Source organism: Mycolicibacterium aubagnense (assembly GCF_010730955.1).
GTDB lineage: Bacteria > Actinomycetota > Actinomycetes > Mycobacteriales > Mycobacteriaceae > Mycobacterium > Mycobacterium aubagnense.
On the sequence record NZ_AP022577.1, the window covers coordinates 2,862,225 to 2,879,572 of the forward strand.

The 17,348-nt window shown below is 66.6% G+C and carries 16 protein-coding genes and 1 tRNA gene; 12 read left to right on the top strand and 5 right to left on the bottom strand.

Annotation, left to right across the window (positions count from 1 at the left end; all coding sequences use genetic code 11):
* The first annotated feature begins 5 nt into the window (after nt 1–5).
* Nucleotides 6–1,046, top strand: coding sequence for an ATPase BagA (locus tag G6N59_RS14160; RefSeq protein ID WP_138232903.1), 1,041 nt, complete (start codon nt 6–8; stop codon nt 1,044–1,046).
* Complete coding sequence (locus tag G6N59_RS14165) at nt 1,043–2,191, top strand: ATPase BagB (RefSeq protein ID WP_138232904.1); 1,149 nt, start codon at nt 1,043–1,045, stop codon at nt 2,189–2,191. The genes G6N59_RS14160 and G6N59_RS14165 overlap by 4 nt, the downstream gene beginning before the upstream one ends.
* A gap of 62 nt (nt 2,192–2,253) precedes the next feature.
* On the opposite strand, the gene G6N59_RS14170 is transcribed toward G6N59_RS14165, so the two are convergent.
* Nucleotides 2,254–2,559: a WhiB family transcriptional regulator gene (locus tag G6N59_RS14170; protein ID WP_138233296.1), complete on the bottom strand. Its 306-nt coding sequence runs from the start codon at nt 2,557–2,559 to the stop codon at nt 2,254–2,256.
* Nucleotides 2,560–2,900: 341 nt separating this feature from the next.
* Here G6N59_RS14170 and ponA2 point away from each other — a divergent pair, with 341 nt between their 5' ends.
* The 4 genes from ponA2 to G6N59_RS14190 all read left to right on the top strand — a co-directional run bounded on the left by ponA2 (nt 2,901) and on the right by G6N59_RS14190 (nt 7,851).
* Nucleotides 2,901–5,336, top strand: a complete 2,436-nt coding sequence (gene ponA2 / locus G6N59_RS14175) for a transglycosylase/D,D-transpeptidase PonA2 (protein WP_138232905.1) — start codon at nt 2,901–2,903, stop codon at nt 5,334–5,336.
* 103 nt (nt 5,337–5,439) lie between these two features.
* Nucleotides 5,440–6,390, top strand: coding sequence for a metallophosphoesterase (locus G6N59_RS14180; RefSeq protein ID WP_138232906.1), 951 nt, complete (start codon nt 5,440–5,442; stop codon nt 6,388–6,390).
* Nucleotides 6,387–7,487 carry an L-cysteine desulfhydrase Cds1 gene (cds1, locus tag G6N59_RS14185; protein WP_138232907.1) on the top strand — a complete coding sequence of 367 codons (1,101 nt, stop codon included), beginning with the start codon at nt 6,387–6,389 and terminating at the stop codon, nt 7,485–7,487. The genes G6N59_RS14180 and cds1 overlap by 4 nt, the downstream gene beginning before the upstream one ends.
* 290 nt (nt 7,488–7,777) lie before the next feature.
* Nucleotides 7,778–7,851: transfer RNA gene (locus G6N59_RS14190), tRNA-Pro, on the top strand.
* 130 nt (nt 7,852–7,981) lie between these two features.
* Here G6N59_RS14190 and G6N59_RS14195 read toward each other — a convergent pair.
* Nucleotides 7,982–8,236 carry a hypothetical protein gene (locus tag G6N59_RS14195; protein ID WP_138232908.1) on the bottom strand — a complete coding sequence of 85 codons (255 nt, stop codon included), beginning with the start codon at nt 8,234–8,236 and terminating at the stop codon, nt 7,982–7,984.
* Between the two features lie 217 nt (nt 8,237–8,453).
* On the opposite strand from G6N59_RS14195, the gene G6N59_RS14200 reads away from it, so the two are divergent.
* Both G6N59_RS14200 and lfrA read left to right on the top strand, forming a co-directional pair.
* A complete protein-coding gene (locus tag G6N59_RS14200; RefSeq protein WP_138232909.1) occupies nt 8,454–9,029 on the top strand; it encodes a TetR/AcrR family transcriptional regulator in 576 nt (191 codons plus the stop codon).
* Between the two features lie 85 nt (nt 9,030–9,114).
* Nucleotides 9,115–10,635: an efflux MFS transporter LfrA gene (gene lfrA / locus G6N59_RS14205; protein ID WP_138232910.1), complete on the top strand. Its 1,521-nt coding sequence runs from the start codon at nt 9,115–9,117 to the stop codon at nt 10,633–10,635.
* A 60-nt stretch (nt 10,636–10,695) separates the two neighbouring features.
* Here the strand turns inward: lfrA and G6N59_RS14210 are convergent, their stop codons facing one another.
* The 3 genes from G6N59_RS14210 to G6N59_RS14220 all read right to left on the bottom strand — a co-directional run bounded on the left by G6N59_RS14210 (nt 10,696) and on the right by G6N59_RS14220 (nt 14,118).
* Nucleotides 10,696–12,078, bottom strand: coding sequence for a hypothetical protein (locus G6N59_RS14210; RefSeq protein WP_138232911.1), 1,383 nt, complete (start codon nt 12,076–12,078; stop codon nt 10,696–10,698).
* A 493-nt stretch (nt 12,079–12,571) separates the two neighbouring features.
* A complete protein-coding gene (locus G6N59_RS14215; RefSeq protein ID WP_138232912.1) occupies nt 12,572–13,717 on the bottom strand; it encodes a cation:proton antiporter in 1,146 nt (381 codons plus the stop codon).
* Between the two features lie 23 nt (nt 13,718–13,740).
* Complete coding sequence (locus tag G6N59_RS14220; protein ID WP_138233297.1) at nt 13,741–14,118, bottom strand: hypothetical protein; 378 nt, start codon at nt 14,116–14,118, stop codon at nt 13,741–13,743.
* Between the two features lie 144 nt (nt 14,119–14,262).
* On the opposite strand from G6N59_RS14220, the gene G6N59_RS14225 reads away from it, so the two are divergent.
* Genes G6N59_RS14225 through G6N59_RS14240 form a run of 4 tightly spaced genes read left to right on the top strand, consistent with a single transcriptional unit; the run spans nt 14,263 to nt 17,343 of the window.
* Nucleotides 14,263–14,994, top strand: coding sequence for a PadR family transcriptional regulator (locus G6N59_RS14225; protein ID WP_138232913.1), 732 nt, complete (start codon nt 14,263–14,265; stop codon nt 14,992–14,994).
* A gap of 15 nt (nt 14,995–15,009) precedes the next feature.
* Nucleotides 15,010–15,879 (top strand): oxidoreductase, encoded by an 870-nt coding sequence (locus G6N59_RS14230; protein WP_138232914.1) that lies wholly within the window; start codon nt 15,010–15,012, stop codon nt 15,877–15,879.
* 17 nt (nt 15,880–15,896) lie between these two features.
* Nucleotides 15,897–16,613 (top strand): methyltransferase domain-containing protein, encoded by a 717-nt coding sequence (locus G6N59_RS14235; protein ID WP_138233298.1) that lies wholly within the window; start codon nt 15,897–15,899, stop codon nt 16,611–16,613.
* Between the two features lie 34 nt (nt 16,614–16,647).
* On the top strand, nt 16,648–17,343 hold the full coding sequence (locus tag G6N59_RS14240; RefSeq protein ID WP_138232915.1) for a class I SAM-dependent methyltransferase: 696 nt from the start codon (nt 16,648–16,650) through the stop codon (nt 17,341–17,343).
* Nucleotides 17,344–17,348: the final 5 nt, after the last annotated feature.

The following is a 17,348-nucleotide window of genomic DNA, read 5'->3' on the forward strand; positions in this document are numbered from 1 at the left end:
CTGGGGTGACCTCCGAATCCACGGGCCAAACCCATACCGGTTGGCCCGCGCGCCTGGACCAGGCGCGCCTCCACTTCGTCACCGGCAAGGGCGGGACTGGCAAAACCACCGTCGCCGCCGCGCTGGCGCTGGCGCTGGCCGCCGGTGGCCGCAGCGTCTTGCTGGTCGAGGTCGAGGGGCGCCAGGGCATCGCTCAGCTTTTCGACGTGCCGCCACTGCCGTACGGAGAGCAGAAGATCGCGACCGCCGAGGGCGGCGGGCAGGTCAACGCGCTGGCCATCGACACCGAGGCCGCGTTCCTGGAATACCTGGACATGTTCTACAACCTCGGCATCGCGGGCCGCGCCATGAAGCGCATCGGTGCCGTCGAGTTCGCCACCACGATCGCGCCCGGCCTGCGTGACGTCCTGCTCACCGGCAAGATCAAGGAGGTCGTGGTCCGTAACGGCAAGTCCGCCAAGGAACTCAAGGGACAGCGTCCCTACGACGCCGTCGTGGTCGACGCCCCGCCGACGGGCCGCATCTCCCGCTTTCTCGACGTCACCAAGGCCGTCTCGGATCTCGCCAAGGGCGGCCCGGTGCACTCCCAGGCCGATGGCGTCGTGAAGCTGCTGCACTCGGAGCTCACCGCCATCCATCTGGTCACGCTGCTCGAGGCGCTGCCGGTGCAGGAGACCCTGGAGGCCATCGAAGAATTGCGGGAGCTGGACCTGCCGATCGGCAGCGTCATCGTCAACCGCAACATCCCGGCGTACCTGTCGGTGGACGATCTGGCGAAGGCCGCCGAGGGCGTCGTCGACGCCGATGCGGTGCGCGCCGGCCTCTCCGACGCCGGAATCACCCTGTCCGACAGCGACTTCGCCGGACTGCTCACCGAGACCATCCAGCACGCGACGCGCATGATGGCACGCGCCGAGAGCGCCGAGGCGCTCGACGCCCTCGAAGTGCCCCGCCTCGAACTGCCCGCCCTGCCCGACGGGGTCGACCTGGGCAGCCTGTACGAACTCGCCGAAGCGCTCGAGCAGCAAGGGGTTGGCACCAAATGAGCGGCAAGCCAGGCCATAACCTGTTGAAGCTGGATATGCACGCGATCCTGTCGGACACCGCGAATCGCGTCGTGGTGTGCTGCGGCGCGGGCGGCGTCGGCAAGACCACCACGGCCGCCGCGATGGCGCTGCGCGCGGCCGAGTACGGCCGCACCGTCGTGGTGCTGACCATCGACCCGGCCAAGCGGCTGGCGCAGGCCCTCGGCATCAAGGACCTCGGCAACACCCCGCAGCGGGTGCCGCTGGCGCCGGAGGTGCCGGGCGAGCTCTACGCGATGATGCTGGATATGCGTCGCACCTTCGACGAGATGGTGGTGCAGTACTCGGGCGAAGACCGCGCCGACTCCATCTTGGAGAACCAGTTCTACCAAACCGTCGCGACGTCGCTGTCGGGCACGCAGGAGTACATGGCGATGGAGAAACTCGGCCAACTGCTGGCCGAGGACAAATGGGATCTGGTCGTCGTCGACACCCCGCCGTCGCGCAACGCGCTGGACTTCCTGGATGCGCCGAAGCGGCTGGGCAACTTCATGGACAGTCGCCTGTGGCGCCTGCTGCTCGGACCGGGCCGCGGCATCGGCCGGCTGGTCACCGGGGCCATGGGCCTGGCGATGAAGGCGCTGTCGACCGTGCTCGGTTCGCAGATGCTCTCCGACGCAGCCGGTTTCGTGCAGTCCCTGGACGCGACGTTCGGCGGGTTCCGCGAGAAGGCCGACCGCACCTACGAACTGCTCAAGCGGCCCGGCACCCGGTTCGTCGTGGTCTCGGCTGCCGAGCCCGACGCGCTGCGCGAGGCGTCGTTCTTCGTCGACCGGCTGTCGCAGGAGCAGATGCCGCTGGCCGGCCTGATTCTCAACCGCACGCACCCGATGCTGTGCGATCTCACCGCCGATGCCGCCGACGAGGCCGCGGGCAAGCTCGAGCAGTCCGGTCAGGACGGCGACGCGCTGGCCGCGGCCACGCTGCGGATCCACGCGAACCGCTCCGTCATCGCCAAGCGCGAAGTCCGGCTGTTGTCGCGATTCACCGGCGCCAACCCGCACGTGGCGTTGGTGGGCGTGCCCTCCTTGCCGTTCGAGGTGTCCGACCTCGAGGCCCTGCGGGCGATCGCCGATCAGATCACGGGCGACGTCGTCAAGGCCTGAGCCCCGGATATCCCGCAGAGAGCCGCCGGAAACCGCGGTTGATGCGTTGCGCCAGAAGAGGTTTAGACCGCGTTGCGGTGCTTGCGCTGAGTAGCGAAGAACTCCGCCCAGGACACCACCTCGGGGTGCTGCTTGAGCAGGGCACGGCGCTGGCGCTCGGTCATGCCGCCCCAAACACCGAACTCGACGCGGTTGTCGAGGGCGTCGGCACCACACTCGACGATCACCGGGCAATGTCGGCAGATGACGGCGGCCTTGCGCTGCGCGGCGCCGCGGACGAACAGCTCATCCGGGTCGGCCTGCCGGCACCGGGCTTGAGAGACCCAGGCGATTCTGGCTTCTGCTTCAGGTTGGACCACACCCGGTATCGCGCCGTTTCCGGCCTGGGGGGCGACTGTTGCGCGAACTACTGGCTGTGTACCTGTCACCAGCGATCCCTTCGTCACACCGTCTCCCGACGGCCGAATCCACCCGGGTAGGTCGCTGATGCGATCTACGCCACATTGCGGCTAGTAGTGTTACCTAGATCGCATTGTGTGTTCAAGTTAGGTGGTCACCGGCCTTTTGCGCAATGGGTCAACGGCCGCTTTTTTGGGACGTGTGTCCAAACGTCAATTTTTGCCCGTGTCGCAGCCCCCTGGTTGCCCAGATGACGTGGTAATCGACCAGCACTCGGCTGCTGGCTACGACGGTCGCTACGCTGTACCCCATGTCCGAGCGACCGCAGAATCGTCCGCCGACCGCGGTCACCGTCATCAAGATGACGTGGTGCTGTCTGCTCGCTGCCGTGGTGCTCGCCGCGATGATGTTCCCGCTCATTGGGGGTGTCGGCCTGATGTCCAACCGGGCGTCCGATGTGGTGGCCAACGGTTCGGCCCAGCTGGTCGAAGGCGACGCGCCCGCCGTATCCACCATGGTGGATGCCAAAGGCAACCCGATCGCCTGGCTGTATTCGCAGCGCCGTTTCGAGGTCCCGAGCGATCAGATCGCCAACACCATGAAGCTCGCCATCGTCTCGATCGAGGACAAACGGTTTGCCGAGCACAACGGGGTGGACTGGAAGGGCACTCTCACGGGCCTGTCCGGCTACATGTCCGGTGCCGCCGATACGCGCGGTGGATCCACCATCGAGCAGCAGTACGTCAAGAACTACCAGCTGCTCGTGGTCGCCCAGAGCGACGCCGAACGACGGGCCGCCATCGAGACCACCCCGGCCCGCAAGCTGCGTGAGATCCGCATGGCGCTGACGCTCGACAAGACCTTCACCAAGTCCGAGATCCTGACGCGCTACCTGAACCTGGTGTCGTTCGGCAATGGCGCGTTCGGCATCCAGGACGCCGCCCAGACGTACTTCGGCATCAACGCCTCGCAGCTGAACTGGCAGCAGGCCGCGCTGCTGGCCGGCATGGTGCAGTCCACCAGTGGGCTGGACCCCTACGTCAACCCCGACGGCGCCCTGGCACGTCGAAACCTGGTGCTGGACACCATGATCCAGAATGTCCCTCAGGAGGCTGACGCGCTGCGGGCCGCAAAGGCGGAGCCCCTCGGTATCCTGCCGCAGCCCAATCAGCTGCCTCGCGGCTGCATCGCCGCCGGGGACCGCGCCTTCTTCTGCGATTACGTGCTCGACTACCTCTCGAAGGCGGGCATCAGCAAGGACCAGGTTGCCAAGGGCGGCTACCTGATCCGCACCACGATCGACCCGGACATCCAGAACTCGGTCAAGTCGTCGATCGACGGCATCGCCTCCCCGACCATCGACGGCATCGGCAGCGTCATGAGCGTCATCCGGCCCGGCAAGGACAACCACCAGGTGGTGGCGATGGCCAGCAACCGGACCTACGGGCTGAACACCGCGGCCGGGGAAACCATGCAGCCGCAACCGTTTTCGCTCGTGGGTGACGGCGCGGGCTCCATCTTCAAGCTCTTCACCACCGCAGCGGCCTTGGATATGGGGATGGGCATCAACGCCCAGCTGGACGTGCCCGGCCGCTTCGAGGCCAAGGGCCTGGGCAGCGGCGGCGCGAAGGGCTGCCCGAAGGACAAGTGGTGCGTCGAGAACGACGGTAAGTATCGAGGCAGTATGAACGTCACCGAAGCGCTGGCGACGTCGCCGAATACCGCGTTCGCCAAGCTGATCTCGCAGGTCGGCGTCGCCCGCGCCGTCGACATGGCGGTCAAGCTGGGTCTGCGCTCCTACGCCGACCCGGGCACCGCCCGTCCGTACGACCCGAACAGCAACGAGAGCCTGTCCGACTTCATCAAGCGGCAGAACATCGGTTCGTTCACCCTCGGCCCGTTCGAGGTGAATGCCCTCGAACTGTCGAACGTCGCGGCCACGCTGGCCTCGGGCGGCACCTGGTGCCCGCCGAACCCGGTGGACAAGGTGTTCGACCGGCACGGCAACGAGGTCTCGGTGACCACCCAGACCTGTGAGCAGGCGGTCCCCGAGGGTCTGGCCAACACCCTGGCCAACGCGATGAGCAAGGACGCCATCAGCGGCACCGGCGCCGGCGCCGCGCAGTCGGTGGGCTGGACGTTGCCGGTGTCCGGAAAGACGGGTACCACCGAGGCCCACCGGTCGTCCGCGTTCCTCGGCTTCACCAGCGCCTACGCCGCCGCCAACTACATCTACGACGACTCCACCACGCCGTCCGACTTGTGCTCGTTCCCGCTGCGCCAGTGCGGCCGTGGTGATCTCTACGGCGGCCACGAGCCGGCCCGGACCTGGTTCACCGCCATGAAGCAGTTCACCCCACCCAACGTGGTGCTGCCACCGACCGACCCGCGCTACGTCGACGGCGGACCGGGTTCGAAGGTGCCGAGCGTCGCGGGTATGGACCTCGACCTGGCGCAGAACCGCATCAAGGAGGCCGGCTTCCAATTGGCCCCGCAGCCGTCGTGGGTCAACAGCACAGCACCGTCGGGCCAGGTGGTCGGCACCTCCCCGTCGGGCCAGACCATCCCCGGCTCGATCGTCACGATCCAGGTCAGCAACGGCATCGCGCCGCCGCCTCCGCCGCCTCCGCCGGTGGGGATTCCGGGAATCGATGGCCTGCCTCCGGTGCAGATCGGGTCGACGGTCGTGGAGATTCCAGGCCTGCCGCCCATCACCGTGCCGGTCCTCGGTCCGCCGCCCCCATAGACCCGGCCGAAACCTCAGAACGACCTAAGCCAACCCTGTGGGCTTTCTAACGATGACCAGCGACAACGGGTCAACTGCAACACTGAGCAAGTAGGCTGCCTGCATGTCTGCGATCGTCCGCAATGCTGCCGTCACCGTCGCCGGATCACTGACTGCAGGCCTCGCCTACGCGTCGCTCATCGAGCGCAACGCGTTCGTGGTCCGCGAGGTCACCATGCCGGTGCTGACGCCCGGTTCGTCGCCGCTGCGGGTGCTGCACCTGAGCGATCTGCATATGATGCCGGCGCAGCGTCGCAAGCAGGCGTGGCTGCGCGAGCTGGCCCGCTGGGAACCGGATCTGGTGGTCAACACCGGCGACAACCTCTCGCATCCGAAATCGGTGCCGGCCGTGGTGCAGGCGATGGGCGATCTACTGGCGGTGCCCGGCGTGTTTGTGTTCGGCAGCAACGACTACTTCGCACCGAAGCCGAAGAACCCGGCCAACTACCTGTTCAGCAAGCACAAGCGGATCACCGGCCGGCCGCTGCCGTGGCAGGACCTGCGCGCGGCGTTCACCGAGCGCGGCTGGCTGGACATGACCCACACCCGGCGCGAGATCGAAGTCAACGGCCAGCTCATCGCCGTGGCCGGCGTCGACGATCCGCACTTGGACCGCGACCGCTACGACACCATCGCCGGGCGGCCCAACCCGGCGGCCAATCTGTCGCTGGGCGTCGCGCACGCGCCGTACACCCGCGTGCTGGACCGCTTCGCCGACGACGGCTACCAGCTGGTGCTGGCCGGGCACACGCACGGCGGGCAGCTGTGCGTCCCGTTCTACGGCGCGCTGGTGACCAACTGCGACATCGACACCTCCCGGGTGAAGGGCCCGTCCCGCTGGGGCACCCATACGCAGCTGCACGTCTCGGCGGGCCTCGGCACGTCGCCGTACACGCCGGTGCGCTTCTGCTGCCGGCCCGAGGTGACACTGCTGACCCTCGTGGCCGCACCGACCGGCGGCGGGCACGCCGGCATCGGCGCCGATATGACGCAGCCGGCCGTCTCCGCACGGTGACCTCACCGGTGGCGGCCCGCAGCGTCGACCGAGACTGGGTGGCGGGCGCGGTCCGCCTGATCGAGGCCGACGCCCGGCGCAGCGCCGACACCCACCTCCTGCGTTATCCATTGCCTGCCGCGTGGAGCGCCGCTGTCGACGTCCAGCTGTATCTCAAGGACGAGAGCACGCACATCACCGGCAGCCTCAAGCACCGGCTGGCCCGGTCGCTGTTCTTGTACGGGCTGTGCAACGGCTGGATCGGCCCGCAGACGACCGTCATCGAGGCGTCGTCCGGTTCGACGGCAGTGTCCGAGGCGTATTTCGCGGCGCTGTTGGGCCTGGAGTTCATCGCGGTGATGCCGTCATCGACCAGCGTGGCCAAAGTCGAGCTGATCGAAAACCAGGGTGGCCGTTGCCATTTCGTCGAGCAGTCATCTCAGGTGTACGCCGAGGCGGAAAGGCTGGCGCAGCAGACCGGCGGCCACTACCTGGATCAGTTCACCAACGCCGAGCGGGCCACCGACTGGCGGGGCAACAACAACATCGCGGAGTCGATCTTCTCGCAGCTGCGTGACGAGACGCATCCGATCCCGGAGTGGATCGTGGTCGGCGCAGGCACCGGCGGCACCAGCGCGACGATCGGGCGGTTCCTCCGTTACCGACGCCACGCCACCCGGCTGTGCGTGGTGGATCCGGAGAATTCGGCGTTTTATCCGTCCTGGGCCACCGGCGACCGAGACGTGTTCACCGGCGCGTCGTCACGTATCGAGGGCATCGGCCGGCCTCGGGTGGAGCCGTCGTTCCTGCCCGGCGTAGTGGACGCCATGGTGTGTGTGCCGGATGCCGCCTCAGTGGCCGCAGCGCGGCATGTGAGCAAGGTTCTGGGCCGCCGGGTGGGTCCGTCCACGGGCACGAATATCTGGGGTGCGTTCGGGCTCCTGGCCGAGATGGTGGCACAGGGGCGCAGCGGATCGGTGGTGACACTCCTGGCCGACAGCGGGGACCGCTACGCCGACACCTACTTCGACGACGCGTGGGTCAGTAGCCGCGGGCTCGACTCCATCGAAGCCGTGGCAGCACTGGCGGAATTCGAGCGCTCCGGCCGCTGGGAGTGACCAATCCGCATGGCTGCGCGGTAGTCAGAGGTGAAGAACAGCCACAGCGCCGCGAGACCGAAAAATCCGCAGTAGAGCAGGGCTCCCAATCCGGTCATGATCGTTCCTCGCTTTCTCGTGTTCAGCCGTCGTTCACCACGGTTACTTGATTAAACCCACGATGCGCGAAATTCCATCCCTCCAGCGGACGTGATCTTCGCCGCTGCACCCATCCACCTGCAGTTACCTCACCTCACAAGGGCCGTTTGGCTTCTGAGGGTCCCCGTGCGATACGCTGTCGTGGCTTCACGCGGGGTGTGGCGCAGCTTGGTAGCGCGCTTCGTTCGGGACGAAGAGGTCGTGGGTTCGAATCCCGCCACCCCGACAAGTGAGCAAGGCCCTGACCAGGGAAATCTGGTCGGGGCCTTCTTGTTTCAGGAGGCCGCGGCAGATCACCCGCCCATGCGGTTACGGCCCGCGTCGCAAAACCGACCCGAGAAACTCGCGCGTGGGCCTTATGCGCAGATGCTGACGAACGGCACGGTCACACATGGCGGCGGCCATCCGGGGCCGCCGCCCCAGCCACGATGGCCCCAGCCCCAGCCGTGGTGGTTGTCCCAGTCGCCGCCGCCCCAACCGTGGTCCATCGGGATCATGCCGGGATCAAGCGCCGGCGACGCGCCGGCGCTTCCCGAACCGATACCCAGAACCGCGGCCACCAGGCCTGCGGCGAATGCTGTTGTCGATGCAATCTTCCTGTACGTGGCCATGGCCCGCCTCCGGAAACAACCCAACATAATCAGTAATAGATACCGTCAAGTGTAGTTTTTTTGAGCTGCAGATGACATTGCCCGAGTACCCCAGGGCGCCGGATTTGAACCCGATTCCGCAGCCAACCGCCGCGCGAAAATCCCATTCAAGCAGCGTCATCCGGTGTTTTGGCACACAACTGTCCCATTTTGGGCCGCATTGCGCTACCTTTGATACATGGCTGAAGTGCAATCGCTCGACACCGGTGTGCGTTCGCGCACCCGCAAGGCGATCCTCGATGCCGCCACCGCTGTACTGGCGACCAACCCCGCGGCGTCGTTGAGCGATATCGCCACCGCCGCCGACGTGGGCCGCAGCACGCTGCACCGGTACTTCGCCGAACGCTCCGAGCTGATCCGTGCCGTCGCGCTGTACGTCCACGAGATGAGCAACGCCGCCATCGACAAAGCCGAACCCGCGTGCGGTCCCCCGCTCGCCGCGCTGCGTCGGGTGGTCGAATCCCAGCTGGACCTCGGACCCATCGTGCCCTTCGTCTACAACGAGCCGACCATCGTGGCCGACCCGGACTTGTCCGCGATCCTCGATACCGGCGACGAGGCGATAGCCGAAGTGCTGGCGCGGGTTTCGGCACGACCGCAGACCAGCCCTCCGGAGTGGCCGCGCCTGGTTTTCTGGGCCCTACTCGACGCCGGATACGAGGCACTGCGCCGGAACATCGCGCCGCGGGTCGAGATCGTCGACGCCATCATGGCCAGCCTGACGGCGGGCACCATCACCCCGGATCAGTCGTGATCCACCCGAATTTGCTTTTATCTCAACAATTTTCATGCTGACCGCGGCTTGGACAGCCGACCGCATGAACAGCTAAGGAGTTCTCATGTCCACCAGTCTCGTCACCAACGAGGTGACGAACCGGACGCCCCAACGCCATTGGTGGGCGCTGGCAGTGCTGATGCTGCCCGTGCTGCTCATCTCCATCGACAACACAGTGCTCGCCTTCGCACTGCCCAGCATCGCCCAAGATTTCCGCCCGTCGGCTGCGACCCAGTTGTGGCTCGTCGACATCTATTCACTGGTCCTGGCAACGCTTTTGGTGACCATGGGCAGCCTCGGCGACCGGTTCGGCCGGCGTCGGATGTTGCTCATCGGCGCCGTCGGGTTCGCCGCCGTCTCGGCCGCCGCGGCATTCGCGCCCAGCGCCGGCTATCTGGTGGCGGCACGTGCCACGCTCGGCGTGTTCGGCGCCATGCTGATGCCGTCGACGTTGTCGCTGATCCGCAACATCTTCACCGAAGCCACGTCGCGCCGGCTCGCCATCGCCATCTGGGCGTCGTGTTTCGCGGCCGGCTCGGCGCTGGGGCCCATCGTCGGCGGTCTGCTGCTGCAGCACTTCCACTGGGGTGCGGTGTTCATGATCGCCGTTCCGATCCTGCTGCCGCTGCTGGTGCTGGCACCCAAACTGGTGCCGGAATCGCGAGATCCGAATCCGGGCCCGGTCGACGCGCTCAGCGTGCTGCTGTCCCTGGTGGCCATGCTGCCGGTGGTGTGGGCGATCAAGACCGCCGCGCACGACGGCATCTCGACGCTGACGCTGGCGGCCGTCGCCCTCGGCATCGCCGCGGGCATCTGGTTCGTGCGCCGGCAGAACCGCAGTGCCACACCGATTCTCGACATGCAGCTGTTCGGACACGGACCCTTCACGGCGTCCATCCTGGCCAACTTCCTGTCGATGGTCGGTCTGATCGGATTCCTGTTCTTCGTCTCGCAGCACCTGCAGCTGGTGCTCGGGCTGGACCCGCTGACCGCCGCACTGGTCATGCTGCCGGGTGCGGCGGCGTCGACGATCGCGGGTATCGGTGTGGTGCGGCTGACCAAGCGGTTCGCGCCGCAGACGTTGATGGTGGCCGGCCTGCTCCTGGTGGCCGCCGGCTTCCTGCTGATCCTGCTGTTCCGCCACGACCTGACCGTGGTTGGGGTCATCGCGTCGTTCATGGTGCTCGAGTTGGGCGTCGGTGTGTCGCAGACGATCTCGAACGACACCATCGTGGCATCGGTGCCACCCGAGAAGGCCGGCGCGGCGTCAGCGGTGTCGGAGACCGCCTATGAACTGGGTGCAGTGATCGGCACCGCCGGGCTGGGCACCATGTTCACCGCGTTCTACCGTGCGAATGTCGAACTGCCCGGAGCGCTTTCGCCCGGACAGTCGGCGGACGCCGGAGAGAGCATCGGTGGCGCCATCGCGGTGGCCCGGACCCTGCCGACCGAACTCGGCAGTCACCTGATGGAGTCGGCGCGCATCGCCTTCGATTCGGGGATCGGCGCCACCGCAGCGACCGCGGCGGCACTGGCCCTGGCGGCCGCGGCGATCGTGGCCGCCGCCTTCCACGGGAAGCAATAGTCGTTGAATACACTGTGGCCCCACCGCCTTTCGGCAGTGGGGCCACAGTCAGGTAATCGATTACTTGCTGCCGTCCTTGCCACCCTTGGTGGCATTCTTGATGGCGCCGCTGATGGCCTTCGCCACCTTGGCCCCGGGGTTCTGCTCCTTCTTCGCCTTGGGCGCGCTGTCCTTGGACGTCGTCGCCTTGTCGGCGCTCGCGGTGTCCGTGCCCTTGCTGTCGGCGCCCTTGCTGTCCGTGGCCTTGGTACCCGTGGCCTTGGCACCCGTGGCCTTGCTGTCGGTGGCCTTGGTCTCGGTGGCCTTGGTCTCGGTGGCCTTGGTCTCGATAGCCTTGGTCTCGGTAGCAGGCTTGCTGTCGGTGGCCTTGGTTTCGGTAGCAGGCTTGGTGTCGGTGGCCTTGGTCTCCGTGGCCTTGGTCTCCGTCGCCTTGGCGTCGGTGGCAGCCTTGGTATCCGCCGCCTTGGTCTCCGCAGGCTTGGTGGAGGTGTCCTTTGCCGTATCGGTGGCCGGTGCCGCCTCGGTCGAGGTCGCGGCGGTTGCCGTAGCCGCCTTCTTCGTCGTCGTCGCCGCGTCAGCCGACCCGGCGGCGGAAGACTCCGTTGCCGTCTTGGCGGTCTCGGCCGCCGTGGTTGCCGCCAGCGCCGCAACCGGCGTCGCGGCAGCGGGCACGGTGACGCCGCCGGGCGCGTTCGGATTCACGTTCAGCGCGGTGATGATCCGATTCACGATGTACGGAACGGTCCCGGTTTCGAAATCCGTGACATTCTTCTGAATGTTCTGCACCAGGCTCACGACATTGTTGAGGACGCCGTTGTAAATGGTGCCCGGATTCAGGGTGAGTACCGACTGCAGAATTCCCGTCACACTGTTGACCACCTGCTGAACCACCGGAGTGGTGCCGGTGCACGATCCGCATCCGATTCCGACGGTCGAAATCGCGAGACCGGCGACCAATGCGGTAACCGAATCGAGTACCGCGGGCACCAATGCCTCACCAACCGCCAGCGGTTGCTGCAGGAGGTTCTGCACCGGGCCGTTGATTCCGGTGATCAATTGCAGGCCGCCCGGAAGCAGACCGCCCACCAGCGAGTCGATGGCACCGTTGACATTGAGGGTGCCCAGGTTCCCCACCACGTTGGCGAGCGTGCCCGGCAATGCGCCGCCCAGGGTGAACGTCGCGCCGGTGATATTGCCGATCAACTGCATGCCCTGTTGCACACCGTAGTTCGCGTCGAGCACCACCTGGCGCACCAACGGATTCACCGTGGTCTCCACCATGTAGCTGGTTTGCCCGACCGTCTCGGCGAGGGCGTTGTAGATGTTGCCCAGCGCCACGATCGGGTTGACCAATGCCGTCAACTGCACATCCGCGACCTGCACCTGCGGAACTGCCGGCAGATGCGTTGCAGTCTGCGGCACCACCGGTGCCACAGCAATCACGCTTGCTCCTGCCAGGGCAACGCCCGCCGTGAGATACGGCTTCATTGTGAGCTGCATTTCGATCCTCCCAGTTATCGCAACACCCGTGTGAGGCGGAAACTTACCCCTTGTAAATGGCCGTTTTTGACCATCTGCGGCATTTTTCAGCTAATCAAAATTGGCGGATCACAAAATTGTCAATTGCGTTAGATTGCTGTTTTAGCAGCCCAGTTAGCGCTTCTACAGAATCAGCAAATTTGGCCAGTTGCCCCGCCCAAATCAGCCCAGCCCATGTCACAGGCACTTCACAGAGTGGAGAGGCGCACGTCACATGGCGGTATACATTGCGGTCCGCAAAGCGAATGCGCGGAAAAATTGCGCATCCAGCAAATTTCGCTACGGGCAACTTGCGCGCGCGTCAGTCATAGCCCCGGACTCGACCTGAAGAGCGCCCTCCGCCCAACCGGAGTCCACATGCTGAGACAGCGCGTCGAGCCGGATGAGACCGTGCGATTCAGGACGCGACCGTTTGCCCACGCTTGGCAATAGTGCCGGCCACAGATGTCCCCGCGACGGTCAACAACGCGCCGAGAATCAACGCCGACGGCTCCCCCGGACTCAGCAGATGCTGCTGGGTCCCCAACGTGGCGGCAGCCACCGGCACACCCAACTGCGCCGCCGCCAGCACCCCGAGCGACAGCGGTTGCCCGAACAACCGGCCGCTGAGATGCGCGAGCACCGCCCCGCCACCCAGCGCCACGCCGAGCCCGATCAGCCCCGGGTGCTCGCCCAGTTCGCGCACCTGCAATGAGGCGCCCAACCAGACGAAGAACAGCGGCGCGAAGAACCCTTCGGTGATGCCGAACAGTTGCCGCGCCAGCCGACGGGGCTCGCCGACGGCCGAAAGGCACAGGCCCAGGGCAAAACCCGCGAGCATGATCGACACGTGCGTCGACTTCGCCAGCGCCGCCAGGCCGAACAGCACGATCAGGCTGATCCTCAGTTCCAGTGCCAGGTTCCGGCGGCGTGAGTACCTGTGCATCCGTTTCAGCCAGCCCCGCTTGGCCTCGTACCGCAGAAAGACATACAGCAGGACGGCACACGCGGCGATCGCCAGTGCCCCCATCGCCGCGCGCGGCGCGCCGGCTGGATTGATCGCCAACGGCAACAACACGATCGATGCGGCGTCGGCTATCGCAATCTGGGCGGTGACGGCCAACACCGGAGGCCCCGACAGGCCCAGGGACTGGATGACCGGCAGCGCCAGTGCCGCCGAGGACGAGGCCATCAGGACGGCGTACAGCGGGGCATGGCCCGTGCCGAACAGATGCGCGACGACAGCGCCGAACACCGCCGCGAACGCGCCCACCACGATCGCCCGCAACAGTGCTCTGGGTATGTCACCGCGTAATGACTGGTCGCGCACCGGCACATGGGTGCCGACGATGAACATCACCAGCGCAAAGCCGATGTCCGCCAGCAGCATGAACGTCGGGTTGCCCGCGTCGAGGATGCCGAACCCGGTCCGCCCCACCACGATTCCGGCCGCGAGTTCGCCGACGATGACCGGCACCCGCAGCTTCGGCACTGCCGCAAGCAGCGGTCCCACCAGTCCGATGACGGCCAGCAGAGCCAGGGCATGGAATCCGAAGTCGCCCATAGGTCAGCCGGTCTGCGCAGCGGTCAGGACTGCCACGACACGAGCCGGCACGGAATATCGGTGTTCTCGTCGGTCAGGTAGCTGGCACACACCCTGTGGTAGCCGTCGGCGATCTGCAATGGGGCACCATTGTGAACGTCGCCGCGTACCAACAGGATTGGCGAAAGCTTCTTGCCGTCGCTGATCTTGCTCAGGTCCGCCCTGACATGGGCGTTGGACTCCGGCAACAAGGGCAGCTGCGCCGCGCGCAGGATGTCTTTCGCTTTCCGCGTCGTCCTCTTCGCGGTTTTCAACGCCGCCACCACGCTGGCCACCTCGTCCGCGGCGGCCACCATGGTCAGGTAGTCGGCCGCTGCGTCGTAGTCATGATCCTCGGGGTCGTCCAGCCACTTCACCGCCATCGCCACACCTTAATCGCGACCGCGCCCAGCGCGGGCTGCCTGCAGCCAACTCTCAGCGAGCTGTTGCCATCCGATAGTTGCCGATATATCGTTAATGCATCGGAAGCGCGCAAGGCGCCTCCTGCCGAAAGAGAGAACACATCTATGGACACCCCATTCACCCCACCCGACCGCCCGTTCGACGGTCCCGGCTTCGGTTTCACCCCACCGCATCGCGGGTTCGGCGGCCCCGGCGGCCCCGGCCGTCGCGAGATGCGCGAACAGTTCCGCGCCCACCTGCGGGAACACCGCGGCGACGCAGGTTTCGGTTTCGGACCGGGCTTCGGCCCTGGTTTCGGCTTCGGTCCCGGGTTCGGCCCCGGCTTCGGTGCCGGACCCTTCGGGCCGGGCGGTCCCCGCGGTCGACGTCACGGCGGCCGCGGCCGCGCCAGTGGCCGCAGCCGGCGTGGCGACGTCCGCGCCGCCATCCTCAAGCTGCTCGCCGAGCGGCCGATGCATGGCTACGAAATGACCCAGGAGATCGCCGCACGCAGCGACGGTCTGTGGAAGCCCAGCCCCGGCTCGATCTACCCGACCCTTCAGCTGCTGGAGGACGAGGGCCTGATCGCGCCGACCGAAAGTCATGGCAGCAAGAAGACTTTCGAACTCACCGCCGAGGGACACACGGTTGCCGACGCGATCGAGACGGCGCCCTGGGAAGAGATCGCCGAAGGCGCCGACCCCGCCGCCCTGAACCTGCGAAACGCGCTCGGTCAGTTGTTCGGCGCGGTCGGCCAGTCGGTGCATTCCGCGAACGACGAACAGCAGCAACGCATCCTGGATATCGTGAACAACGCCCGTCGCGAGATCTACCAGATTCTCGGCGAGTCCGACTAGGGATAGCCTGGCTGCATGACGACGTTCGCGCTCGGCGATTACCACGTCCACCGGGTCGGATTCGGCGCCATGCAGCTGCCCGGCCCCGGCGTATTCGGTCCACCACGTGACCATGAGCAGGCCATCAATGTGCTGCAACGTGCCGTCGCGCTCGGTGTCAACCACATCGACACCGCACAGTTCTACGGCCCCGACGTCGCCAACCAGCTGATCCGCGAGGCCCTGCACCCATACCCGCAGGGCCTCGCGCTGGTCAGCAAGGTCGGTGCGCGCCGGGACCAGACCGGCGGCTGGTTACCGGCGCAGCAACCCGACGAGCTGCGAGCTGCCATCGAGCAGAATCTGGAAACCCTTGGCACGGACCGGCTGGCCGCGGTGAACCTGCGCGTGATGGGTCCGGACGGCGACCCCAGCGCGCCCGGCGAGGTCGACCGTGAGCTGTTCGACAGCCAGCTCAGCGCGATGATCACGGCCCGTGACGAGGGGCTGATCGGCGGAATCGGCCTCAGCAGCATTTCCCTCGAGCACCTCGAGATCGCTCTGGACCGCACCGATGTCGCGTGCGTCCAGAACGCCTACAACCTGCTCGACCGGTCCTCGCAGCCGGTGCTGGACGCCTGCACTGCACGCGGCATTGCGTTTGTCCCTTTCTTCCCACTCGGCTCCGCTTTCGTACCGGAGAACCCCGTCCTCGGTCATCCCGAAATCCGCAAAGCAGCAAGTGAACTCGACCGCACACCCGCACAGGTCGCGTTGGCCTGGACGCTGGCGGCAGCGCCCAACGTGCTGTTGATCCCCGGTACGTCGTCCGTCGCGCATCTGGAGGAGAACCTCGCCGTCGCCGACATCGACGTACCCGCGACTCTGACAGCGGCACTCGGGTGAGTACCGACATCGACCGGATGCCCCGCGGCGGTCCACAGGCTTCCTGTCTGGACCGGGCATTGCAGACGGATCAGCCCGAGTATCTCGACCGCGACGACCTCGACCCGGCGATCAAACGCAGTGTGGTGCGCGCCCTGGAGCTCGCCGGCAATTGGTTCGGGCTGCATGAACGGTTCGCGCTCATCGTCATGGACGAAGTTGCCGACGTCCCCGATCCCCGGATACTGGAGCTCGGAGCCGGCCACGGCGGGCTGTCGAAGAAGGTGCTGGAGATGCACCCCACGGCGACCCTGACGGTGACCGATCTGGAGCCGGACTCGGTCGCGGCCATCACCGCCGGTGACCTGGGTTCCGATCCTCGGGTGACGGTGCGCGACATGGACGCCACCGCCATCGATGCGGCCGACAGTGCTTATGCCCTGGCCGTTTTCGCGTTGTCGTTCCACCACCTGCCCCCGCCCGCCGCGGCCCGGGTGCTCGCCGAGGGGACCCGCGTGGCGGACAAGCTGCTCATCATCGACCTACCCAGGCCACCGGCCCCACTGCACCTGATGCGGCTGGCCACGATGCTGCCGCTGGCCCCGTTCGTACCGTTCGTGCATGACGGCGTCATCAGTTCGCTGCGGGCCTACAGCCCGGCGGCACTGCGGGCACTGGCCGACCATGCCGGCGTCGACATCGAACTGCGCGGCGGCCTGTGCACGCCGCAAATCGCCATCGCCACCCGACGTTAGATTTGCGGCCAAATCCGCGGCGTACGTTGGAGCCATGACGGACTCCAATGAAGTGATGGACTGGGACAGCGCCTATCGCGAAGAAGGCGGATTCGACGGACCGCCGCCATGGAATATCGGTGAGCCACAGCCTGAATTGGCCGCTCTGATCGAGGCCGGCCAGGTCACCGGCGAGGTGCTCGACGCGGGCTGCGGCCACGCCGAACTGGCCCTCACCCTCGCCGCTGCCGGCCACCCGGTGGTGGGTATCGAGCTCTCGCCCACGGCGGTCGCGGCAGCGAAACAGGCTGCTGCCGAACGGAATCTGACCAACGCGACGTTCGTCGAGGACGACATCACCTCGTTCACCGGCTTCGATGGCCGCTTCGAGACCATCATGGATTCGACGTTGTTCCACTCGATTCCGGTGGACGCCCGCGACGCCTACCAGCAGGCGGTGTTCCGCGCAGCCGCGCCGGGCGCCAAGTACTTCATTCTGGTGTTCGCCAAAGGCGCGTTCCCGGCAGAGGCCGAACAGAAGCCCAACGAGGTCACCGAGGACGAGTTGCGCGAGGCCGTCGGAAAGTACTGGGCCATCGACGAGATTCGGCCGGCCTTCATCCGTGCGAGCATGCCCACTCGGATGCCCGCCGGCCCCGGTCAGCCCACCTTCGAAATGCCGCCCCACGCCCTGGACGAGAAGGGCCGGATGAAGATGCCGGCGTTCCTGCTCACGGCGCACAAGGCCTGACGGCT

What these genes read in the sequence shown, in the direction of transcription:
- ponA2 (WP_138232905.1), top strand. Translation starts at nt 2,901, where the DNA reads ATGTCCGAGCGACCGCAGAATCGTCCGCCGACCGCGGTCACCGTCATC.
- G6N59_RS14230 (WP_138232914.1), top strand. Translation starts at nt 15,010, where the DNA reads ATGACGACGTTCGCGCTCGGCGATTACCACGTCCACCGGGTCGGATTC.
- G6N59_RS14240 (WP_138232915.1), top strand. Translation starts at nt 16,648, where the DNA reads ATGACGGACTCCAATGAAGTGATGGACTGGGACAGCGCCTATCGCGAA.
- G6N59_RS14165 (WP_138232904.1), top strand. Translation starts at nt 1,043, where the DNA reads ATGAGCGGCAAGCCAGGCCATAACCTGTTGAAGCTGGATATGCACGCG.
- G6N59_RS14195 (WP_138232908.1), bottom strand. Translation starts at nt 8,236, where the DNA reads ATGGCCACGTACAGGAAGATTGCATCGACAACAGCATTCGCCGCAGGC.
- G6N59_RS14200 (WP_138232909.1), top strand. Translation starts at nt 8,454, where the DNA reads ATGGCTGAAGTGCAATCGCTCGACACCGGTGTGCGTTCGCGCACCCGC.
- lfrA (WP_138232910.1), top strand. Translation starts at nt 9,115, where the DNA reads ATGTCCACCAGTCTCGTCACCAACGAGGTGACGAACCGGACGCCCCAA.
- G6N59_RS14180 (WP_138232906.1), top strand. Translation starts at nt 5,440, where the DNA reads ATGTCTGCGATCGTCCGCAATGCTGCCGTCACCGTCGCCGGATCACTG.
- G6N59_RS14215 (WP_138232912.1), bottom strand. Translation starts at nt 13,717, where the DNA reads ATGGGCGACTTCGGATTCCATGCCCTGGCTCTGCTGGCCGTCATCGGA.
- G6N59_RS14235 (WP_138233298.1), top strand. Translation starts at nt 15,897, where the DNA reads ATGCCCCGCGGCGGTCCACAGGCTTCCTGTCTGGACCGGGCATTGCAG.
- G6N59_RS14220 (WP_138233297.1), bottom strand. Translation starts at nt 14,118, where the DNA reads ATGGCGGTGAAGTGGCTGGACGACCCCGAGGATCATGACTACGACGCA.
- G6N59_RS14225 (WP_138232913.1), top strand. Translation starts at nt 14,263, where the DNA reads ATGGACACCCCATTCACCCCACCCGACCGCCCGTTCGACGGTCCCGGC.